This window comes from Nocardia anocheti (assembly GCF_029675105.1).
Lineage (GTDB): Bacteria > Actinomycetota > Actinomycetes > Mycobacteriales > Mycobacteriaceae > Nocardia.
The window spans coordinates 267258-283232 of sequence record NZ_JAQQFV010000002.1 but is presented as its reverse complement, the minus strand read 5'-3'; the positions used below and the strand labels follow the sequence as shown (position 1 = coordinate 283232).

17 protein-coding genes are annotated in these 15975 nt (G+C 70.0%); 6 read left to right on the top strand and 11 right to left on the bottom strand.

The window, feature by feature from the left end; translation table 11 throughout:
- Nucleotides 1–12: 12 nt before the first annotated feature.
- The 6 genes from QC180_RS05175 to QC180_RS05150 all read right to left on the bottom strand — a co-directional run bounded on the left by QC180_RS05175 (nt 13) and on the right by QC180_RS05150 (nt 8171).
- Entirely contained in the window at nt 13–1956 is a 1944-nt protein-coding gene (locus tag QC180_RS05175) for an acetoacetate--CoA ligase (protein ID WP_278261435.1), read from the bottom strand.
- Between the two features lie 99 nt (nt 1957–2055).
- Nucleotides 2056–2874 carry an HpcH/HpaI aldolase/citrate lyase family protein gene (locus QC180_RS05170; protein WP_278261434.1) on the bottom strand — a complete coding sequence of 273 codons (819 nt, stop codon included), beginning with the start codon at nt 2872–2874 and terminating at the stop codon, nt 2056–2058.
- Nucleotides 2871–3353 carry a MaoC family dehydratase gene (locus tag QC180_RS05165; RefSeq protein ID WP_278261433.1) on the bottom strand — a complete coding sequence of 161 codons (483 nt, stop codon included), beginning with the start codon at nt 3351–3353 and terminating at the stop codon, nt 2871–2873. The genes QC180_RS05170 and QC180_RS05165 overlap by 4 nt, the downstream gene beginning before the upstream one ends.
- Complete coding sequence (locus tag QC180_RS05160) at nt 3350–4510, bottom strand: acyl-CoA dehydrogenase family protein (protein WP_278261432.1); 1161 nt, start codon at nt 4508–4510, stop codon at nt 3350–3352. Before QC180_RS05160 ends, QC180_RS05165 begins: the two co-directional genes overlap by 4 nt.
- The gene (locus QC180_RS05155; protein ID WP_278261431.1) at nt 4507–6558 is read right to left on the bottom strand and encodes an acetyl/propionyl/methylcrotonyl-CoA carboxylase subunit alpha; all 2052 of its coding nucleotides are present in this window, start codon (nt 6556–6558) and stop codon (nt 4507–4509) included. Before QC180_RS05155 ends, QC180_RS05160 begins: the two co-directional genes overlap by 4 nt.
- A gap of 5 nt (nt 6559–6563) precedes the next feature.
- On the bottom strand, nt 6564–8171 hold the full coding sequence (locus QC180_RS05150; protein ID WP_278261430.1) for a carboxyl transferase domain-containing protein: 1608 nt from the start codon (nt 8169–8171) through the stop codon (nt 6564–6566).
- A 94-nt stretch (nt 8172–8265) separates the two neighbouring features.
- Between QC180_RS05150 and QC180_RS05145 the strand changes: the two genes are divergently transcribed.
- Nucleotides 8266–8880: an SACE_7040 family transcriptional regulator gene (locus QC180_RS05145; protein WP_278261429.1), complete on the top strand. Its 615-nt coding sequence runs from the start codon at nt 8266–8268 to the stop codon at nt 8878–8880.
- Here QC180_RS05145 and QC180_RS05140 read toward each other — a convergent pair.
- The gene (locus QC180_RS05140; protein WP_278261428.1) at nt 8877–9137 is read right to left on the bottom strand and encodes a hypothetical protein; all 261 of its coding nucleotides are present in this window, start codon (nt 9135–9137) and stop codon (nt 8877–8879) included. The two genes, QC180_RS05145 and QC180_RS05140, sit on opposite strands and share 4 nt — an antisense overlap.
- A gap of 53 nt (nt 9138–9190) precedes the next feature.
- On the opposite strand from QC180_RS05140, the gene QC180_RS05135 reads away from it, so the two are divergent.
- Nucleotides 9191–9613, top strand: a complete 423-nt coding sequence (locus QC180_RS05135) for a type II toxin-antitoxin system VapC family toxin (protein WP_278261427.1) — start codon at nt 9191–9193, stop codon at nt 9611–9613.
- 7 nt (nt 9614–9620) lie between these two features.
- Here the strand turns inward: QC180_RS05135 and QC180_RS05130 are convergent, their stop codons facing one another.
- The 3 genes from QC180_RS05130 to QC180_RS05120 all read right to left on the bottom strand — a co-directional run bounded on the left by QC180_RS05130 (nt 9621) and on the right by QC180_RS05120 (nt 11890).
- Nucleotides 9621–10007, bottom strand: a complete 387-nt coding sequence (locus QC180_RS05130) for an NYN domain-containing protein (protein ID WP_278261426.1) — start codon at nt 10005–10007, stop codon at nt 9621–9623.
- Between the two features lie 71 nt (nt 10008–10078).
- A complete protein-coding gene (locus QC180_RS05125; RefSeq protein WP_278261425.1) occupies nt 10079–10789 on the bottom strand; it encodes an ABC transporter ATP-binding protein in 711 nt (236 codons plus the stop codon).
- 54 nt (nt 10790–10843) lie between these two features.
- Nucleotides 10844–11890: an ABC transporter permease gene (locus QC180_RS05120; RefSeq protein WP_278261424.1), complete on the bottom strand. Its 1047-nt coding sequence runs from the start codon at nt 11888–11890 to the stop codon at nt 10844–10846.
- A gap of 129 nt (nt 11891–12019) precedes the next feature.
- Between QC180_RS05120 and QC180_RS05115 the strand changes: the two genes are divergently transcribed.
- The 3 genes from QC180_RS05115 to QC180_RS05105 are packed head-to-tail and all read left to right on the top strand — an operon-like array spanning nt 12020 to nt 14326.
- A complete protein-coding gene (locus QC180_RS05115; protein WP_278261423.1) occupies nt 12020–13264 on the top strand; it encodes a sensor histidine kinase in 1245 nt (414 codons plus the stop codon).
- A complete protein-coding gene (locus QC180_RS05110) occupies nt 13261–13878 on the top strand; it encodes a response regulator transcription factor (RefSeq protein WP_278261422.1) in 618 nt (205 codons plus the stop codon). Before QC180_RS05115 ends, QC180_RS05110 begins: the two co-directional genes overlap by 4 nt.
- A gap of 22 nt (nt 13879–13900) precedes the next feature.
- Entirely contained in the window at nt 13901–14326 is a 426-nt protein-coding gene (locus QC180_RS05105) for a PPOX class F420-dependent oxidoreductase (protein WP_278261421.1), read from the top strand.
- Here QC180_RS05105 and QC180_RS05100 read toward each other — a convergent pair.
- Complete coding sequence (locus QC180_RS05100; RefSeq protein WP_278261420.1) at nt 14323–14964, bottom strand: DUF3105 domain-containing protein; 642 nt, start codon at nt 14962–14964, stop codon at nt 14323–14325. The genes QC180_RS05105 and QC180_RS05100 overlap by 4 nt on opposite strands.
- A 161-nt stretch (nt 14965–15125) precedes the next feature.
- Between QC180_RS05100 and cobM the strand changes: the two genes are divergently transcribed.
- Nucleotides 15126–15890: a precorrin-4 C(11)-methyltransferase gene (cobM, locus tag QC180_RS05095; protein WP_278261419.1), complete on the top strand. Its 765-nt coding sequence runs from the start codon at nt 15126–15128 to the stop codon at nt 15888–15890.
- The last annotated feature ends 85 nt before the right edge of the window (nt 15891–15975 follow it).

The window sequence follows — 15975 nt, the reverse complement described above, 5'->3', positions numbered from 1 at the left end:
ACGATAAGTGTATTAGCCCTCGTGAGGAGGCTTTATCCGGGCATACCAGTCCAGCAGTGCCGGATCGTCGACGGCGCTGCGTTCCACCACCCGGGCCGGATCGGCGCCCTGGAACAGCTTCTTGATCGGCACCTCCAGCTTCTTGCCGGTGCGGGTGTGTGGCACGCCCGGGGCCACCCGGATCTCGTCGGGGACATGGCGCGGGGACACCTCGACGCGGATCGCGTCGCGAATCCGCGCGGACAGGTCCTCGGTGAGTTCGGCACCCGGCGCGAGCACTACGAACAGCGGCATCCAGTACCCGCCGTCGGGCTGTTCGGCGCCGATGACGAGCGCCTCGGCGATCTCCGGGAACTGCTCGACCACCTGGTAGATGTCGGCGCTGCCCATCCGGATGCCGTGCCGGTTGAGGGTGGAGTCGGAGCGCCCGTGCACGACGACGCTGCCGCGCTCGGTGAGCGTGATCCAGTCACCGTGGCGCCAGACGCCGGGGTAGGTGTCGAAATAGGCGTCGTGGTAACGCTTTCCGTCCTCGTCGCGCCAGAAGGCGACCGGCATGGACGGCATCGGCGCGGTCACCACCAGCTCGCCGACCTCGCCGCGCACCGGCCGTCCCGCCTCGTCGTAGGCGTCCAGGGCGACACCCAGATACGGCGCCGACAGCTCACCGGGCCACACCGGCACCGTCGGCACGCCGCCGATGAACGCCGACACCACATCGGTGCCCCCGCTGATCGAGCTCACCTGCACGTGCTCGCCCGCGTTCTCGTTCAGCCACAGCGCGGTCGACACCGGCAGCGCCGAACCGGTGATACCGACCGTGCGCAGCGCGGACAGGTCGTGATCGACGCGCGGCACCGACCCCGCCTTGATGCATCCCAGCACGTACCCGGGACTCGTGCCCAGCACGGTCGCGCGCACCTGAGCGGCCAAGCGCCACAGCGTATCCGGCGCACCGGCGGTCGGGCTGCCGTCGTAGGTGACGACGGTCGACCCGGTGAGCAGCCCGGCGACCTGGAAATTCCACATCATCCAGCTCGGGCTGGTGAACCAGAAGAAGGTATCGGTGGGCCCGATGTCCGATTGCAGCGCAACGGCTTTCAGGTGCTCGAGCAGGACACCGCCGTGGCCGTGCACGATACCCTTGGGCAGGCCGGTGGTGCCGGAGGAGAACACGATCCACAGCGGATGGTCGAAATCGACGGCGACGGTGTCGATCACGCCGAAGCTCTCGTCGGTCACCGCCGTGGACCAGGGCAGCGTGTCGGCGACCTCGAGGCCGAGTTGGGAGACCGCGACGGTGGCGCGCAGGGTGGGCAGGCCCGCCTGGAGCGCGGCGATATCGTCGCGCTTGTCGTGCGCCTTGCCGCCGAAGCGGTAGCCGTCGGCGGTGACCAGCACGACCGGATCGAGCTGGCCGAGCCGATCCAGCGCGGCCTTGGCGGAGTAGTCCTGGCCGCAGGCACTCCATACCGCGCCGATGCTGGCCGTGGCCAGGAAGGCGACGATCGCCTCGGGGATATTGGGCAGGTAGCCGATCACCCGGTCACCCGGCTCGACCCCCTGATCGCGCAGGGTGCGCGCGAAAACGGCCGCCTGCTCGATCAATTCGGCCCAGGAGACCTCGCGCGGGTCGGCGTCCTCGTGCAGCGCGATGATCGCTGGGCGGTCCGGCTGGGCCATCCGGATGATCTGGTCGACGTAGTTGAGGCGGGTGCCCGGGAACCATCGCGCGCCGGGCATCTCGCGGGAACCGAGCACCTCGCCCGCGGTGGCGCCGAGCGCGAAGTAGTCCCACAGCGCCTGCCAGAACCCCTCGATGTCGTCGACCGACCACTGCCACAGCGCCCGGTAGTCGGGGTAGCTCTCGCCGGTCCGGCCGCTCACGAACGCGGCGAAGTCGGTGATCCGCGCCGACGCGATGTCCTGGGCGTTCGGTTCCCACTGCGGTTGCACCGGATGTCCTCCTCGTACTGGCTGGTCTCGGGCCGGAACTGCCCGGTCGATGATTACCCCGGCGCGCGGACGGTAGTCGACCCGCGCGCCCGGTGGTGTTCAGCCGGGCAGTTCGGCCCGGCTGACGATCCGCTCCGCGTGCCGCAGCACCGGCGCGTCGACCATGCGTCCCTCGAACGCGAACACGCCGCGATGGTGGGGCACCTCGGCGAGCACCCGCCGCGCCCAGCCGAGCTCGTCGGGGTCGGGCGCGTACCCCTCGCGGATCACCGCGACCTGGCTGGGGTGGATGGCCACCTTGGCGTCGAAGCCGACGGCCACCGCGTCGAGCGTCTCCACGGCCAGCCCCTCGAGATCCTCGATGTCGAGGAACACCGAATCCAGGGCGAACTTGCCGACGGCCTTGGCCGCCAGCAGACTCGTGGAGCGCACGTGCCGGGCGACGTCGCGGTAGCTGCCGTCGGCGTGCCTGCTGGCATTGCCGCCGAGCCCGGCGACCAGGTCCTCGGCACCCCACATCACGCCGATCGCGTTGTCGACGGCGACCGATTCGGCCACCCGCAGCGCGCCCAGCGGCGACTCGACCAGCACGATCACCTCGTAGCCGACAAGGTTTCTGACCTGCTCGGCCGATTCGCATTTGGGCAGCATGACGCGCCGATAGCCGGTGTGGGCGAGGGTGGCCAGGTCGGCCACGTAGTCGTCGGTGTCGGCCGCGTTGACGCGGATCACGGTGTGTTCCGGATCGAGCGGAGTCTCCATCAGCGCGTTGCGGGCGGCGGTCTTGTCACCGGCGGCGACACCGTCCTCGAGGTCGAGGATCACCACGTCGGCCGCCGCGGCGGCCTTGGCGAAACGCTCGGGCCGGTCGGCCGGGCAGAACAGCCAGGCCGGGCCGGTCGGTTGCCAGGGGCTCATGTCGTCGGTGCCTTTCGGACGAGGGTCTGGCGGACCGCCTTCGCCACGATCACGCCGTGCTGGTTGCGGGCGGTGTGGGTCAGGCCGACGATGCCCTCGCCCGGACGGCTCTTGGACTCGCGCTTGTCGGTGACCAGCGTTTCGGCGTACATGGTGTCGCCGTGGAACAGCGGCGCGGGCAGCGACATGTCCGAGAACCCGAGATTGGCCACCAGGGTGCCCTGGGTGAGCTGCGCGACCGAGAGCCCGACCAGCGTGGACAGGGTGAACATCGAATTCACCAGGCGCTGGTTGAACGGCGGCTGCGCGTCGGCGAAGGCCGCGTCCAGGTGCAGTGCCTGGGTGTTCATGGTCAGCGTGGTGAACAGGACATTGTCGGTCTCGGTGATGGTGCGTCCGGGCCGGTGCTCGTAGATCGTGCCGATCTCGAACTCCTCGAACCAGAGCCCCCGCTGCACGACTCGTCGTTGTTCGCTCACAGACCCAGCTCCCGTGCGATCAGCATCAGCTGCACCTCCGTCGTGCCCTCACCGATTTCCAGGATCTTGCTGTCACGGTAGTGCCTGGAGACCGGGTATTCGTTCATGAAGCCGTTGCCGCCGAAGATCTGGGTGGCGTCGCGCGCGTTGTCCATGGCGGCCTCGCTGGCGACCATCTTGGCGATGGAGGCGGCCTTCTTGAACGGCTTCCCGGCCAGCATCAGCGCGGCCGCGTCGTAGTAGGCGGTGCGGGCCACGTGGGCGCGCGCCTCCATCCGGGCGATCTTGAAGGCGATGGCCTGGTTGCGGCCGATGGCCTGCCCGAAGGCCAGGCGTTCGTTCGCGTAACGCACGCTCTCGTCGACACAGCCCTGCGCCGCGCCCACCGCCAGCGCGGCGATGGCGATGCGGCCCTCGTCGAGGATGCGCAGGAAGTTGGCGTAGCCACGGCCACGCTCGCCGAGCAGGTTCTCCCTGGGCACGCGCACGTCGGTGAAGCTGAGCGGATGGGTGTCCGAGGCGTTCCAGCCGACCTTGTTGTAGGCCGGTTCGGCGACGAAGCCCGGCGTGGAGGTCGGCACCAGAATGGTGGAGATCTCCTTCTTGCCGCCGGTCTGCCCGGTGACGGCGGTGACGGTGACCAGCCGCGTGATGTCGGTGCCGGAGTTGGTGATGAACTGCTTGGCGCCGTTGATCACCCAGCTCTCGCCGTCCTCGACGGCGGTGGTGCGGGTGCCGCCCGCGTCGCTGCCCGCGTCGGGTTCGGTGAGGCCGAAACCGGCCAGTGCCCGGCCGCTGGTGAGCTGGGGCAGCCATTCGGTCTTCTGCTTGTCGTCACCGAAGCGGTAGATCGGCATGGCACCCAGCGAGACACCCGCCTCCAGGGTGATCGCCACGCTCTGGTCCACCTTGCCGAGTTCCTCGAGCGCCAGGCACAGGGCGAAGTAGTCGCCGCCCATGCCACCGAACTCCTCGGGGAACGGCAGTCCGAACAGGCCCATCTCGGCCATACCGGCCACGACCTCGTACGGGAAGCTGTGCTCGGCATCGTGTTTCGCCGAGACCGGCGCCACCACCTGCTGGGCGAAGTCGCGCACGGTCAGGGCGAGCTGACGGTATTCCTCGGGCAGCGAGCCCGTGGACAGGTAGTCGGTCATGCGGGAGTTCCTTCGGTAACGGTCTCTGCGACAACGGTTTCGGCGAGCACCCGGACCAGCACCTGATCCAGCTTCACCTGGGCACCCGGCTGCACCAGCACCTCGACGGTGCCCGCGACGGGTGCGGTGAGCGCGTGCTCCATCTTCATGGCCTCGATGACGATCACCGGGTCGCCCGCCGCGACGGTCGCGCCGTCGGCGACCGGCGCCGCGATCACCGAACCCGGCATGGGACTGCGGATCTCGGCGTCACCCACATGCGCGGCATCACCGCGCACCGCAGCCTCGGCGACCTCGCGCAGCACGGCGACCGAACCGCCGGTGCCCACCCACAGTTGCCCGTCGGCCTCGGCGACGCGGTGGGTGCGGCGCAGGCCGTCCACGGTCAGCGTGAGCGTGCCGCCGGTCAGCGTGGCGGTGAGCGCGCGGGTTTCCGTTTCGTCCGGCTCGGGGCCGTCGGTGATCAGCCGCACGGTCGCGGAATCCGGTGTGCCCGTGAGGAAGACGTGGCGAACCTGGTCGCCCGCGGCCAACCGCAGCACGGTGGGTGCCGGGGCGCCGAGCCGCCAGCCCGAGGGCGAGGACCACGGGTCACTCGCGGTGGTGGGCCAGCGTCGCAGCCAGTGGTAGGCCGCGGCGGCGACGAAATCGTCGTCGGTGACGGTGGCGGGCACGAAGTCGCCCACCCGGCGGTCGAGCAGGGCGGTGTCGAGCCTGCCCGCCTGGATGTCCGGGTCGGCGAGCAGGAAGCGCAGGAACTCCACATTGCTCGTCACGCCGAGCAGCACGGTCTGTTCCAGGGCGCGATCGAGCCGGGCGAGGGCGTCGGCGCGGGTGTCGCCGCGCGCGATCACCTTCGACAGCATCGGGTCGTAGTCGCTGCCGACCACGGTGCCTTCGAGCAGGCCCGAATCCACCCGCACACCAGGGCCTTCCGGCTCCGACAGGGCGAGTACGGTGCCACCGGTCGGCAGGAAGCCGCGGCCGGGGTCCTCGGCGTAGACGCGCGCCTCGACGGCGTGGCCGACCAGGTGGATCTCGTCCTGGGTGCGCGCGAGCCGCTGACCCGCGGCCACCCGCACCTGGCATTCCACCAGGTCCACACCGGTGACCAGCTCGGTCACCGGATGCTCCACCTGCAGGCGGGTGTTCATCTCCATGAAGAAGAACTCGTCGGGCCGGTCGGCGGAGACGATGAACTCCACGGTGCCCGCGCCGACATAGTCCACGCTGCGCGCGGTATCGCAGGCCGCGGCGCCGATGCGCGCCCTGGTCTCGGGGTCCAGCAGCGGCGAGGGCGCCTCCTCGATCACCTTCTGGTGCCTGCGCTGCAGACTGCACTCGCGTTCGCCCAGGTGCACCACATTGCCGAACGTGTCGGCCAGGATCTGCACCTCGATATGGCGTGGACGCAGGACGAAACGCTCCAGGAACAGGGTGTCGTCACCGAAGGCGGCACCGGCTTCGCGGCGGGCGCTGACCAGGGCGGCGGGCAGGTCCTCGGGCCGGTCGACCCGGCGCATACCCTTGCCGCCACCTCCGGCCGACGGCTTGACCAGCACCGGATAGCCGATCTCCGCGGCGGCCGCGATGAGCTGCGCGTCGTCGAGACCCGGTTCGGCGATACCGGGCACCACCGGGACACCGAAGGCGGTGACGGTGTTCTTGGCGGTGATCTTGTCGCCCATCACCTCGATGGCCTTGGCGGGCGGGCCGAGGAAGGCGATGCCCGCGTCCGACAGCGCCGCCGCGAAGGCCGAATTCTCCGACAGGAAGCCATAACCCGGGTGCACCGCCTGCGCTCCGGAGCGGATCGCCGCGTCGAGGACCTTCTCGATCGACAGGTAGCTCTCGCGCGCGGGGGCGGGGCCGAGCCGGACCGCGACATCGGCCTCGCGCACGTGCCGCGCCCCGGCGTCGGCATCGCTGTAGACCGCGACCGAGCGAATACCCATGGCGCGCAAGGTCTTGATCACGCGCACCGCGATCTCGCCGCGATTGGCGACCAGCACGGTATCGAACTCGACGGGAGTGGAATTGTTCAGCATGTCACTCACATCCGGAAGACGCCGTAGGAAACGGGTTCGAGCGGCGCCTGCGCGCACACCGAAAGGGCAAGGCCGAGCACGGTTCTGGTGTCGGTGGGGGCGATCACGCCGTCGTCCCAGATGCGCGCGGTCGCGTAGTACGGGTTGCCCTGGGTCTCGTACTGTTCGCGGATCGGGGCCTTGAAAGCCTCCTGATCCTCCTCCGACCACGGCTTGCCCGCGCTGTCGAGCTGGTCGCCGCGCACGGTGGCCAGCACCGAGGCGGCCTGTTCGCCACCCATCACCGAGATGCGCGCGTTGGGCCACATCCACAGGAAGCGCGGCGAATACGCGCGCCCGCACATGGAGTAGTTGCCCGCGCCGTAGGAGCCGCCGATCACCACCGTCAGCTTCGGCACCCGCGCGCAGGCCACCGCGGTGACCATCTTGGCGCCGTGCTTGGCGATGCCGCCCGCCTCGTAGTCGCGTCCGACCATGAAGCCGGTGATGTTCTGCAGGAACAGCAGCGGGATCTTGCGCTTGTCGCACAGCTCGATGAAATGCGCGCCCTTCATGGCGGATTCGCTGAACAGCACGCCGTTGTTGGCCACGATGCCGACCGGATGTCCGTGGATGCGGGCGAACCCGGTGACCAGGGTCTTGCCGTATTCGGCCTTGAACTCGTGGAATCCGGCCTCGCCGTCGACGATCCGGTCGATCACCTCGCGTACGTCGTAGGGCGTGCGCGGGTCGACGGGGACCACGTCGTAGAGCTCGGCCTCGGCCTTGGCCGGTGCGGTGGTGGGCAGCACCTCCCACGGCGCCTCGGGCTTGGGGCCGAGCGTGCCGACGATCTTGCGGACGATGCGCAGCGCGTCGCGATCGTCGTCGGCGAGGTGGTCGGTGACGCCGGAAGTGCGCGAATGCAGCAGGCCGCCACCGAGTTCCTCGGCGGTCACGACCTCGCCGGTCGCCGCCTTCACCAGCGGTGGGCCGCCGAGGAATATGGTGCCCTGGTCGCGCACGATGACGGCCTCGTCGGCCATGGCGGGCACATACGCGCCGCCCGCGGTGCAGGAGCCGAGCACCGCCGCGATCTGCGCGATGCCCTTGGCGCTCATGTTCGCCTGGTTGTAGAAGATGCGACCGAAGTGCTCGCGGTCGGGGAACACCTCGTCCTGGCGGGGCAGGAAGCCGCCGCCGGACTCCACCAGGTACACGCACGGCAGATTGTTCTGCGCGGCCACTTCCTGCGCGCGCAGGTGCTTCTTCACGGTGATGGGGTAGTAGGTGCCGCCCTTGACCGTCGGGTCGTTGGCCAGCACCAGGCACTCGCGTCCGGCGATGCGGCCGATGCCCGCGATGACGCCCGCGCCCGGGCATTCGTCGTCGTACATGCCGTTGCCCGCCAGCGGGGCCAGCTCGAGGAACGGGCTGCCGGGGTCGAGCAGCTCGTCGATGCGGTCGCGGGGCAGCAGCTTGCCCCTGGCCACGTGCCGCTGCCTGGACTTCTCCGGGCCGCCGAGCGCGGTCGTCGCCAGCCGCTGCCGCAGGTCGTCGACCAGGGCGCGGTGCGCGTCCCGGTTGCTCGTCGCGGTCGCGGCACCGCTGTCGAGGTCGTGCGTCACCGTCATCACGCCATCCTGCCGTCCGGTTAATCGCCAATAACTGAAATTCAGGTTAATCTCGACTAACCGAGTTTGTCCAGAGTCGAGAGGGTGCGCCCGGATGTCCAGTACCGAATCCGTCCCGGCGACCCGGCGCGAACTGCTCAAAGCCCAGCGTCGCGAGCAACTGCTCGCCGCCGGGGCCCGGCTCATCGCCGACCGTGGCTTCCTCGGCGTGCGCCTCGACGATCTCGGCGCGGCGGTCGGCATCAGCGGCCCGGCCGTCTACCGGCACTTCGCGAACAAGGAAGCGCTGCTGGTCGAGCTGCTGGTCGGTGTCAGCGAGCGGCTGCTCGACGGTGGCCGCGCGGTCGTCGCCACCGCCTCCACCCCGGCCGAGGCCCTTACCGGCCTGGTCGAGTTCCACCTCGACTTCGCCTTCGACGACCCCGAACTCATCCGCATCCAGGACCGCGACCTCGACAACGTCCCCGCCCCCGAACGCCGCACCCTGCGCCGCCTGCAACGGCAGTACGTGGAGGTATGGGTCGGCGTCCTGCGCGACCTCAGCCCCGCCCTGACCGAGGAATCCGCCCGCATCCAAGCCCACGCCGCCTTCGGCCTCCTGAACTCCACCCCGCACAGCGCCACCGCCGCGAGTGCGGGCAGGGCGCGGCCGGTGCTTCGCCAGATGGCGCTGGCGGCGCTATTCGGGATGGACGACGTTGACGATTAGGTGATACCGCGCGGTATCATGGATGTATGGCTATGACTTTGCGGTTGTCCGATGAACAGGCTGCGGCCTTGCGGCGCCGTGCGGAAGCCGAGCACACCTCGATGCAGCAGGTCGCTCTGGTCGCTATCGACAAGTACCTCGAGCAGCCAGCCGGGCAGGGTCGGCGTCGATCCGTACCGGTCGACGAGCTGTTCGAGGCGTTCGGTGATCTGCCACCGATGGACGCCGACCGCTTCCGGTCCGATCAACTCGAACACATCGATGGGTCCGCCCACTTCGATGCCTATCTTCGCGCCGCCGAGGGCTCGGAGTGACCGCGCGGCACCTGCGTGGTCTGGCGGATACGAACATTCTGATCCATCTGGAACAGCTGGCGCGCGCATCGTTGCCGGGCGAACTGTTGACCTCTGCTGTCACCCTGGCCGAACTCTCGGCCGGTGTGCATCAGACCGACGACCCCATCGAACGGGCACGGCGCATCGCCCGCCTGCAACGCACCGAGGCCATGTTCGACCCACTGCCGTTCGACGCCGATGCCGCACGCCATTACGGGCTCATCGCCGCAGGGGTCATCGCGTACGGCCGCAAACCACGTCGACGGGAAGCCGATCTGATGATCGCGGCGGTTGCCGCAGTGCACAGGCTGCCGTTGTTCACCACCAATCCCGATGACTTCAAAGGGATCGACAATATGGTCTCTGTTATCCCGGTGGCGCGACCATCGGAATCGTGAGAGTTCCTCAGCCGAGCTGGTTGCGGAGCCAGGACGGGCCGACCGGGGTGGCGTTGTGGGCGGTGACGCGGGTGCGGAGTTCGCGGTCGGCGGTGACGACGGTGATGTCGGGGTAGGTGGTCGCGGCGGCGACTGCTTCGACGATCTTGTCGTCGCCGGAGCCTTCGGCGAGCAGGACTTTCAGACGCGGGGGTGTCGGGGTGTCGGCGGCCGGTTTCGCGGCGCCTTCGAGGACGACGGTGATGTCGGTGGTGTCGGGCAGGCGGGCGGTCAACTCCGTCAGGTCGGCCAGCAGGCGGCGGGCGGCGCCCGCGCGGTCCTTCCACCAGCCGTCGGCCCGCGAGCCGATGACATTGGCCGCGTCGACCACGATCAGCTGTCTGGGTGCGCTCATCGGCTCAGTGTGCCCGTGGGGTGTGGTGCGAGTGGTGGCGGATCGCCGGGCGGGCGCGGCGGGTTGGCCGGTCACGCGCGGGCGGCGGCGGTGTCCGCGGTGGTGAGTCGGCCGTCGGTCATCCGGTAGACCGCGTCCATGCGGTGCAGGTGGGTGGGGTCGTGGGTGACCAGCACGGTGGCGGCCCGGTGTCGCCGGGCGATGGTGGTGATCAGGTCGAGGATGGCGGCACCGCGTGCGGAGTCCAGGGCGCTGGTGGGTTCGTCGACGAGGAGCAGGGCCGGGTCGTTCATGAGGGCGCGGGCGATATTGACGCGCTGACGTTGTCCGCCCGAGAGCTGGGCGGTGCGTTTGTCCGCGTGCTCGGCCAGGCCGACTGCCGCGAGTAGTTCCGTTGCGCGGGCACGTGTTTCGCCGGTGCGCTGGGAGCGACCGCCGAGGTGGGCGGTGACCTCGAGTTGTTCGCGTGCCGTCAGCGCGGGGATGAGATTCGGCTGCTGGAACACGATGCCCATCGCGGTGCGGCGCAGGGTGGACGCCGCGCGCCTGCTCAGGGTCGCGAGATCGGTGCCGCCGGTGTCGGTATCGAGGACGACGCGACCCGAATCGGGGCGGATGAGCGTGGCCGCCACCGCGAGCAGACTGGACTTGCCCGAGCCCGACGGGCCGGTGATCGCGGCGATGGTGCCGCCGGGGACCTGCAGGTAGACGCGGTCGAGCGCGGTCAGGCGGGCCGTGCCGTCGGGGTAGGTGAGGGTGACATCGGTGAGTGTCAGTGCCATGGGGAGTCCTTCGATCGGGTTGGTGGGTGGCGCCGACATCGGACGGTTCGTCCGTCAGCGTGCCGCGCTGAGTGCGGTCAGGGGGTCGGTGGTGAACAGGAAGCGCAGGGCGACGGCGGCACCGGCCAGTCCGAGCACGATCAGGGCCAGCGCGGGGACCAGCGTGGTCGACAGTGCGAGTACGAACGGCATGGCGTCGCCGAGCAACAGCGAGGTCGCCGCGGTGATGCCGAGCCCGACCGCCACACCCGTGATCAGCACGATCGCCGCCTGTGCCAGGGCGTCGACGGCCAGCGCGCCGGTGGTCGCGCCGAGCGCCTTCAAGGTGGCGATATCGGGCTGACGCTGCACCGTCCACACCGTGAAGAAGGCCCCGATGACCAGCGCGGAGATGGCGAACAGCAGCAGTGTCATCAGGGTGAGCGAGCTGTTCTCGGCCTGGTAGGAGCCGATCGCCTCGACAGCGTCGCGCGCGGGCACGGTCCGGGTGCCCGCCTCGGTGTCGAGATCGGCGGACGAACCGCTCACCGCGAGGACGGTCGCCGCACCCGAGCGGGGACTGGCGGCCTGCCAATCGGCCAGGCTCGTCCAGATGACCGGCGTGTGGCTGTACCACTCGTCTCCGGCGATGGCGGCGACGTCGAATTCGTGGCCAGCCAGCAGCACGGTCTCGCCCGCCCCCGCCGACAGCTCCCGCGCCGCCGCCGCGCTCAACACCACCGTGCCGGGGCCGGTTGCGGGGTGATTGCCGAAGGCCGACGCGTCGCCACCCAATAACGCGACCTGCACCGGGCTCGCCCCCGCGTGCTCGGCCCGTGCCCGCGAGATGCCGATCGGCTCGACCGTCGCGCCCTCGACCGCTCGCCACCGCGCGACCTGTTCTTCGGTGAGTACCGAGGAATCGAATGACGGATCGGTCCCGGTCTCGGCGAAGACCACCCGGTCGGCCGCGATGCCCTGGACCGCCGAGATGTTCTGGTGTGCCAGCCCGGCGGTGAGCCCGCTGAGGAAGCTCACCAGCACCGCCACCAGCACGACGACGATGGTGATCAACAGGAAGCGGCCGCGAGCGGCCCGCAGATCTCGGAGTGCGACGAACATGCCTCCACTCTCGCCGCGCGGACGGCCCCGGCCATCGCACCGGCGCACGAATCCCACTCCACCCAACGTCGGCCCGCGTTTACACCTTTCGATGGATGCCCCTCCGGTTGCCGCACATAAGCTGGTCGGGTGCACTCCTCGCCCTTGACGCCGGTCGTCACCACCCTGCGGCTCGGCCTGCACGTGCTGGTCACGGTGCTGGCCGTGGTGGTCGCGGTGCGCGCGGTGCTGCCCGGCGGCGGGGGACACGGGATCGGCGTGGTCGCCCTGACCGTCGTCTGGCTGCTGATCTATTTCGCCGGAACGGAACTGTCCCGGTCGAAGACCGCCACCGACGCGTCTTCTGACCGGGTGGCGCTCCCTCCGGTGGTGTGGGGGTGGCTGGCCGCGCTCACCGTGCTGTGGCTGGCGCTGCTCGGGCTCACACCGGATGCGGTGTATCTGGCGTTCGGGTTGTTCTTCCTCTATCTGCATCTGCTGCCCCGGGTGTGGGGGCTGGTCGCGGTGCTGTTGGCGACGGCGGTCGGTGTCGTCGGGTTCGCGGCGCATCGTGGGTGGTCGGTGGCCGCGGTGGTGGGGCCGGTACTCGGGGCGGCGGTGGCCATCGGGATTGGGCTCGGCTATCAGGCGCTGTATCGCGAGGCCGTCGAACGGGAGCGGCTGATCGCCGAATTGCTCGGTACCAGAGCGGCTCTCGCCGAGCGGGAACGCACGGCGGGCAAGTTGGCCGAGCGGGAACGACTGGCCAAGGAGATCCACGACACCGTCGCCCAGGGACTCAGCAGCATCCAGCTCCTGCTGCACGCGGCCGAGCAGGCGGCGCCGGATCATCCCGCGCTGGACCGCATTCGGCTCGCCCGCGAGACCGCCGCCGAAGACCTGGCCGAAACCCGCGGGCTCATCGACGAATTGGCGCCCGCCGCCCTCGACGGGCAGTCACTGGCCGACGCGCTGGCCCGGATCTGCGATCGCGCGCAATCACCCACCCTGACCACCCAGCTGCTAATCGAAGGTGAGCCGGAGCGACTGCCCATGCCGGTGGAGGCGGCGCTGGTGCGGATCGCGCAGAGCGCGGTCGCCAATGTGGTGCAGCACGCCGAGGCCACGCGCATGCGGGTCACGCTCACCTACGACGACACCGATGTGCACCTCGACATCGTCGACGACGGCATCGGCATCGACCCCGCGATCCTGCGCGTCTCGCGTGTGGCACCGCCCTCGGCGGACACCGCCGGGCGCGGCCCCCGTGCCGGTGCGTTCGGCCTGCATGCCATCCGCAGCCGGGTCGAACAGCAAGGCGGTGCGATGACCATCGAATCCGAGCCGGGCCACACCGCCGTCACGGTGAGTTTCCCGTTGGGAGCGGCCGGATGATCCGCCTGCTGCTCGCCGACGACCACGCCATCGTGCGCGCCGGGCTGCGCGCGCTCCTGGATGCCGCCGAGGACATCACCGTCGTGGGCGATGTCGCCGACGCCGACGCGGCGGTATCGTTCTGCGCGGCCACCCCGGTCGACCTGGTCCTCATGGACCTGCGCTTCGGTGACGGCCGCTCCGGCGCCTCGGCCACCGCGGGGCTGCGCGCCCTGCCCGATCCGCCGAACGTCCTGGTGGTCACCAACTACGACACCGACGCCGACATCCTCGGCGCCATCGAGGCCGGTGCCGTCGGCTACCTGCTCAAGGACACCCCACCCGCCGAACTCCTGGCCGCCGTGCGCGCGGCCGCGGCGGGGGAGAGCGTGTTGTCCCCGACGGTCGCCTCCCGCCTGATGACCCGCGTCCGCCGCGCCGACACCACCCTGAGCCCGCGCGAAGTGGAGGTGCTGCGGCTGGTCGCGGCGGGCCTGTCCAACCGCGACATCGCCAAGCGGCTCTTCCTCAGCGAGACCACCGTCAAATCCCACCTCGTACACATCTACGCCAAACTCGGCGTCAAGTCCCGCACCTCCGCCGTCGCCACCGCGCGCGCCCAGGGCGCCATCTGACCATGTGCCCTACGCTGGGCGTATGGCAAATCTCGCTGATCCCAAGGTTCGCGAATTTCTGTCTCAGGGCACCCGGACGGGGAAGGTGGCCTTCGCCGCCGCCGACGGTCGGCCCATGGTCACGCCGGTCTGGTTCATCCTCGAAGGGGATGAACTGGTGTTCAACACCGGCAAGGACACCGCCAAGGGCCGCGCCTTCGCCCGCGATCCACGCATCGCGGTGTGCGTGGACCTCGAGGAACCGCCCTACGCGCTGGTGACGATCCAGGGCACGGTCACCCTCTCCGAGGACCCGGAGGAACTGGTCCGCACCGCCACGGCGATCGCCGGGCGGTACATGGGCCCGGACAAGGCCGAGGAGTTCGGCAAGCGCAACGGCGTGCCGGGGGAGCTGGTGGTGCGCGTGCGGCCGACGAAGGTCGTCGCGCACTTCGACATGACGGGTTAGCCGTCCATCGGCACCGCGTCGGGGCCCGGCGCGGTGGGGTCGAACGGCGGCGGGGCGGTGCGGTCGAAGCTCGGGGACGAGCAGGTCGCGCCGACTTCCGGTGTGGTGTAGGGGTTCTCGCGCAGCGCGGTGATGAACTGGTCGATCCGGTCGTCGTCGGCGCTGTCGAGTTTGAGCTGGTGCCCCCAGGATTGCAGCGATATCGGGTCGGCCATGCCGGGAATCGGTGACATCACCGTGTACTGCTTGTCGATCACCTTGGCGCGTAACGTCTCCTGACCCGCCGCGCTCACCTTCGCCGGGTCGTAGGCGATCCACACCGCGCCGTGCTCCAGGGAGTGCACCAGGTTCTCGGTGCGCACAGCCGTGTCGTAGACGACCCCGTCGCAGGCGGCCCAGCGAGCGTCGTGCGGTCCGCCCAGCGGCGGGATCTCCGGATAGGCGACGCGCTGCTTGCTGGTGACGTGCAGACCGGGCGGGAGTTCGGCGGTGACGATGCCGGGGATCGTCAGCGACGGGTCCTGGTTCTCGGCGCTGGGCACGAACTCCGCCAGCGAAGAGGTCGGGTGGCCCGTGATCGGGGCCGGGCCCGCGCAGGCACTCACGGCCAGCGCTGTCAACGCGATCGCGGCACCCATCCCTCGTCGCGTATTCCTCGATCGTGGCACCGCGCCCCCTCGTCCGTGATCGGCACCGCGCCGACGGATTCAGAACATACTTGCTCCACCGGCCTCCGGTCGGCGCAATGCGCTGACCAGCGGTGCGGGCGGTGGTGCGAGGCGACCGTAGACTCGCGCCCATGACGGTGCATTTCATCGGGGCGGGCCCCGGCGCGGCCGACCTGCTCACGGTGCGCGCGGTCACGCTGCTGCGCGAGAGCCCGGTCTGCCTGTACGCGGGCACCTATCTCGACCCCGAGGTCCTCGCGCACTGCGCGCCCGGCACCGAACTGATCGACACCCAGCACCTCGATCTCGACCAGATCACCGAGCGGCTCGTCGCCGCCCACGCGGCCGGTCGCGAGGTGGCCCGGCTCTGCTCGGGCGACCCGTCGATCTATTCGGCCCTCACCGAACAGACCCGCCGCCTCGACGCCGCGGGCGTCCCCTGGGATGTCACCCCGGGCGTGCCCGCCTACGCCGCGGCCGCCGCCGCCCTCGGCACCGAACTGACCGTGCCCGAAGTAGTCCAATCAGTCGTTCTCACCCGGACCCAGGCCCGCTCGACCGCGATGCCCGCTGGCGAGGCGCTGGCCGACTTCGCCGCCACCGGCGCCACCCTCGTCCTGCACCTGGCCATCACCCGCGTCCGGGTTCTCGCGGAGGAACTGGTCGCGGCGTACGGCGCCGACTGCCCGGTCGCGGTCGTCTACCGGGCCAGCCAACCCGAACAGCTCGTCCTGCGCGGCACCCTCACCGACATCGCCGACCAGGTCGAGTCCGCGGGCCTGCGCCAGGCCGCCGTCATCCTCGTCGGCCGAGCTCTCACCCCGTCGATCGATTGTGCGCAATCCCACCTCTACGACCCCGCCCGATCGAGATCAGCTACCGACCAGTCGGTGTGATCCACGCCTCAGTCGGTTCGGTGCGGACGGGCTCCCGCGACGATGTGAGCGCGTAGACAAGCGTCAGCTAACCGGTCGCTCTCGG

Coding starts and splice junctions, on each gene's coding strand:
- QC180_RS05155 (WP_278261431.1), bottom strand. CDS start 6,558: ATGCTGAACAATTCCACTCCCGTCGAGTTCGATACCGTGCTGGTCGCC.
- QC180_RS05105 (WP_278261421.1), top strand. CDS start 13,901: ATGGCAAATCTCGCTGATCCCAAGGTTCGCGAATTTCTGTCTCAGGGC.
- QC180_RS05100 (WP_278261420.1), bottom strand. CDS start 14,964: ATGGGTGCCGCGATCGCGTTGACAGCGCTGGCCGTGAGTGCCTGCGCG.
- QC180_RS05170 (WP_278261434.1), bottom strand. CDS start 2,874: ATGAGCCCCTGGCAACCGACCGGCCCGGCCTGGCTGTTCTGCCCGGCC.
- QC180_RS05150 (WP_278261430.1), bottom strand. CDS start 8,171: ATGACGGTGACGCACGACCTCGACAGCGGTGCCGCGACCGCGACGAGC.
- cobM (WP_278261419.1), top strand. CDS start 15,126: ATGACGGTGCATTTCATCGGGGCGGGCCCCGGCGCGGCCGACCTGCTC.
- QC180_RS05120 (WP_278261424.1), bottom strand. CDS start 11,890: ATGTTCGTCGCACTCCGAGATCTGCGGGCCGCTCGCGGCCGCTTCCTG.
- QC180_RS05160 (WP_278261432.1), bottom strand. CDS start 4,510: ATGACCGACTACCTGTCCACGGGCTCGCTGCCCGAGGAATACCGTCAG.
- QC180_RS05125 (WP_278261425.1), bottom strand. CDS start 10,789: ATGGCACTGACACTCACCGATGTCACCCTCACCTACCCCGACGGCACG.
- QC180_RS05130 (WP_278261426.1), bottom strand. CDS start 10,007: ATGAGCGCACCCAGACAGCTGATCGTGGTCGACGCGGCCAATGTCATC.
- QC180_RS05110 (WP_278261422.1), top strand. CDS start 13,261: ATGATCCGCCTGCTGCTCGCCGACGACCACGCCATCGTGCGCGCCGGG.
- QC180_RS05145 (WP_278261429.1), top strand. CDS start 8,266: ATGTCCAGTACCGAATCCGTCCCGGCGACCCGGCGCGAACTGCTCAAA.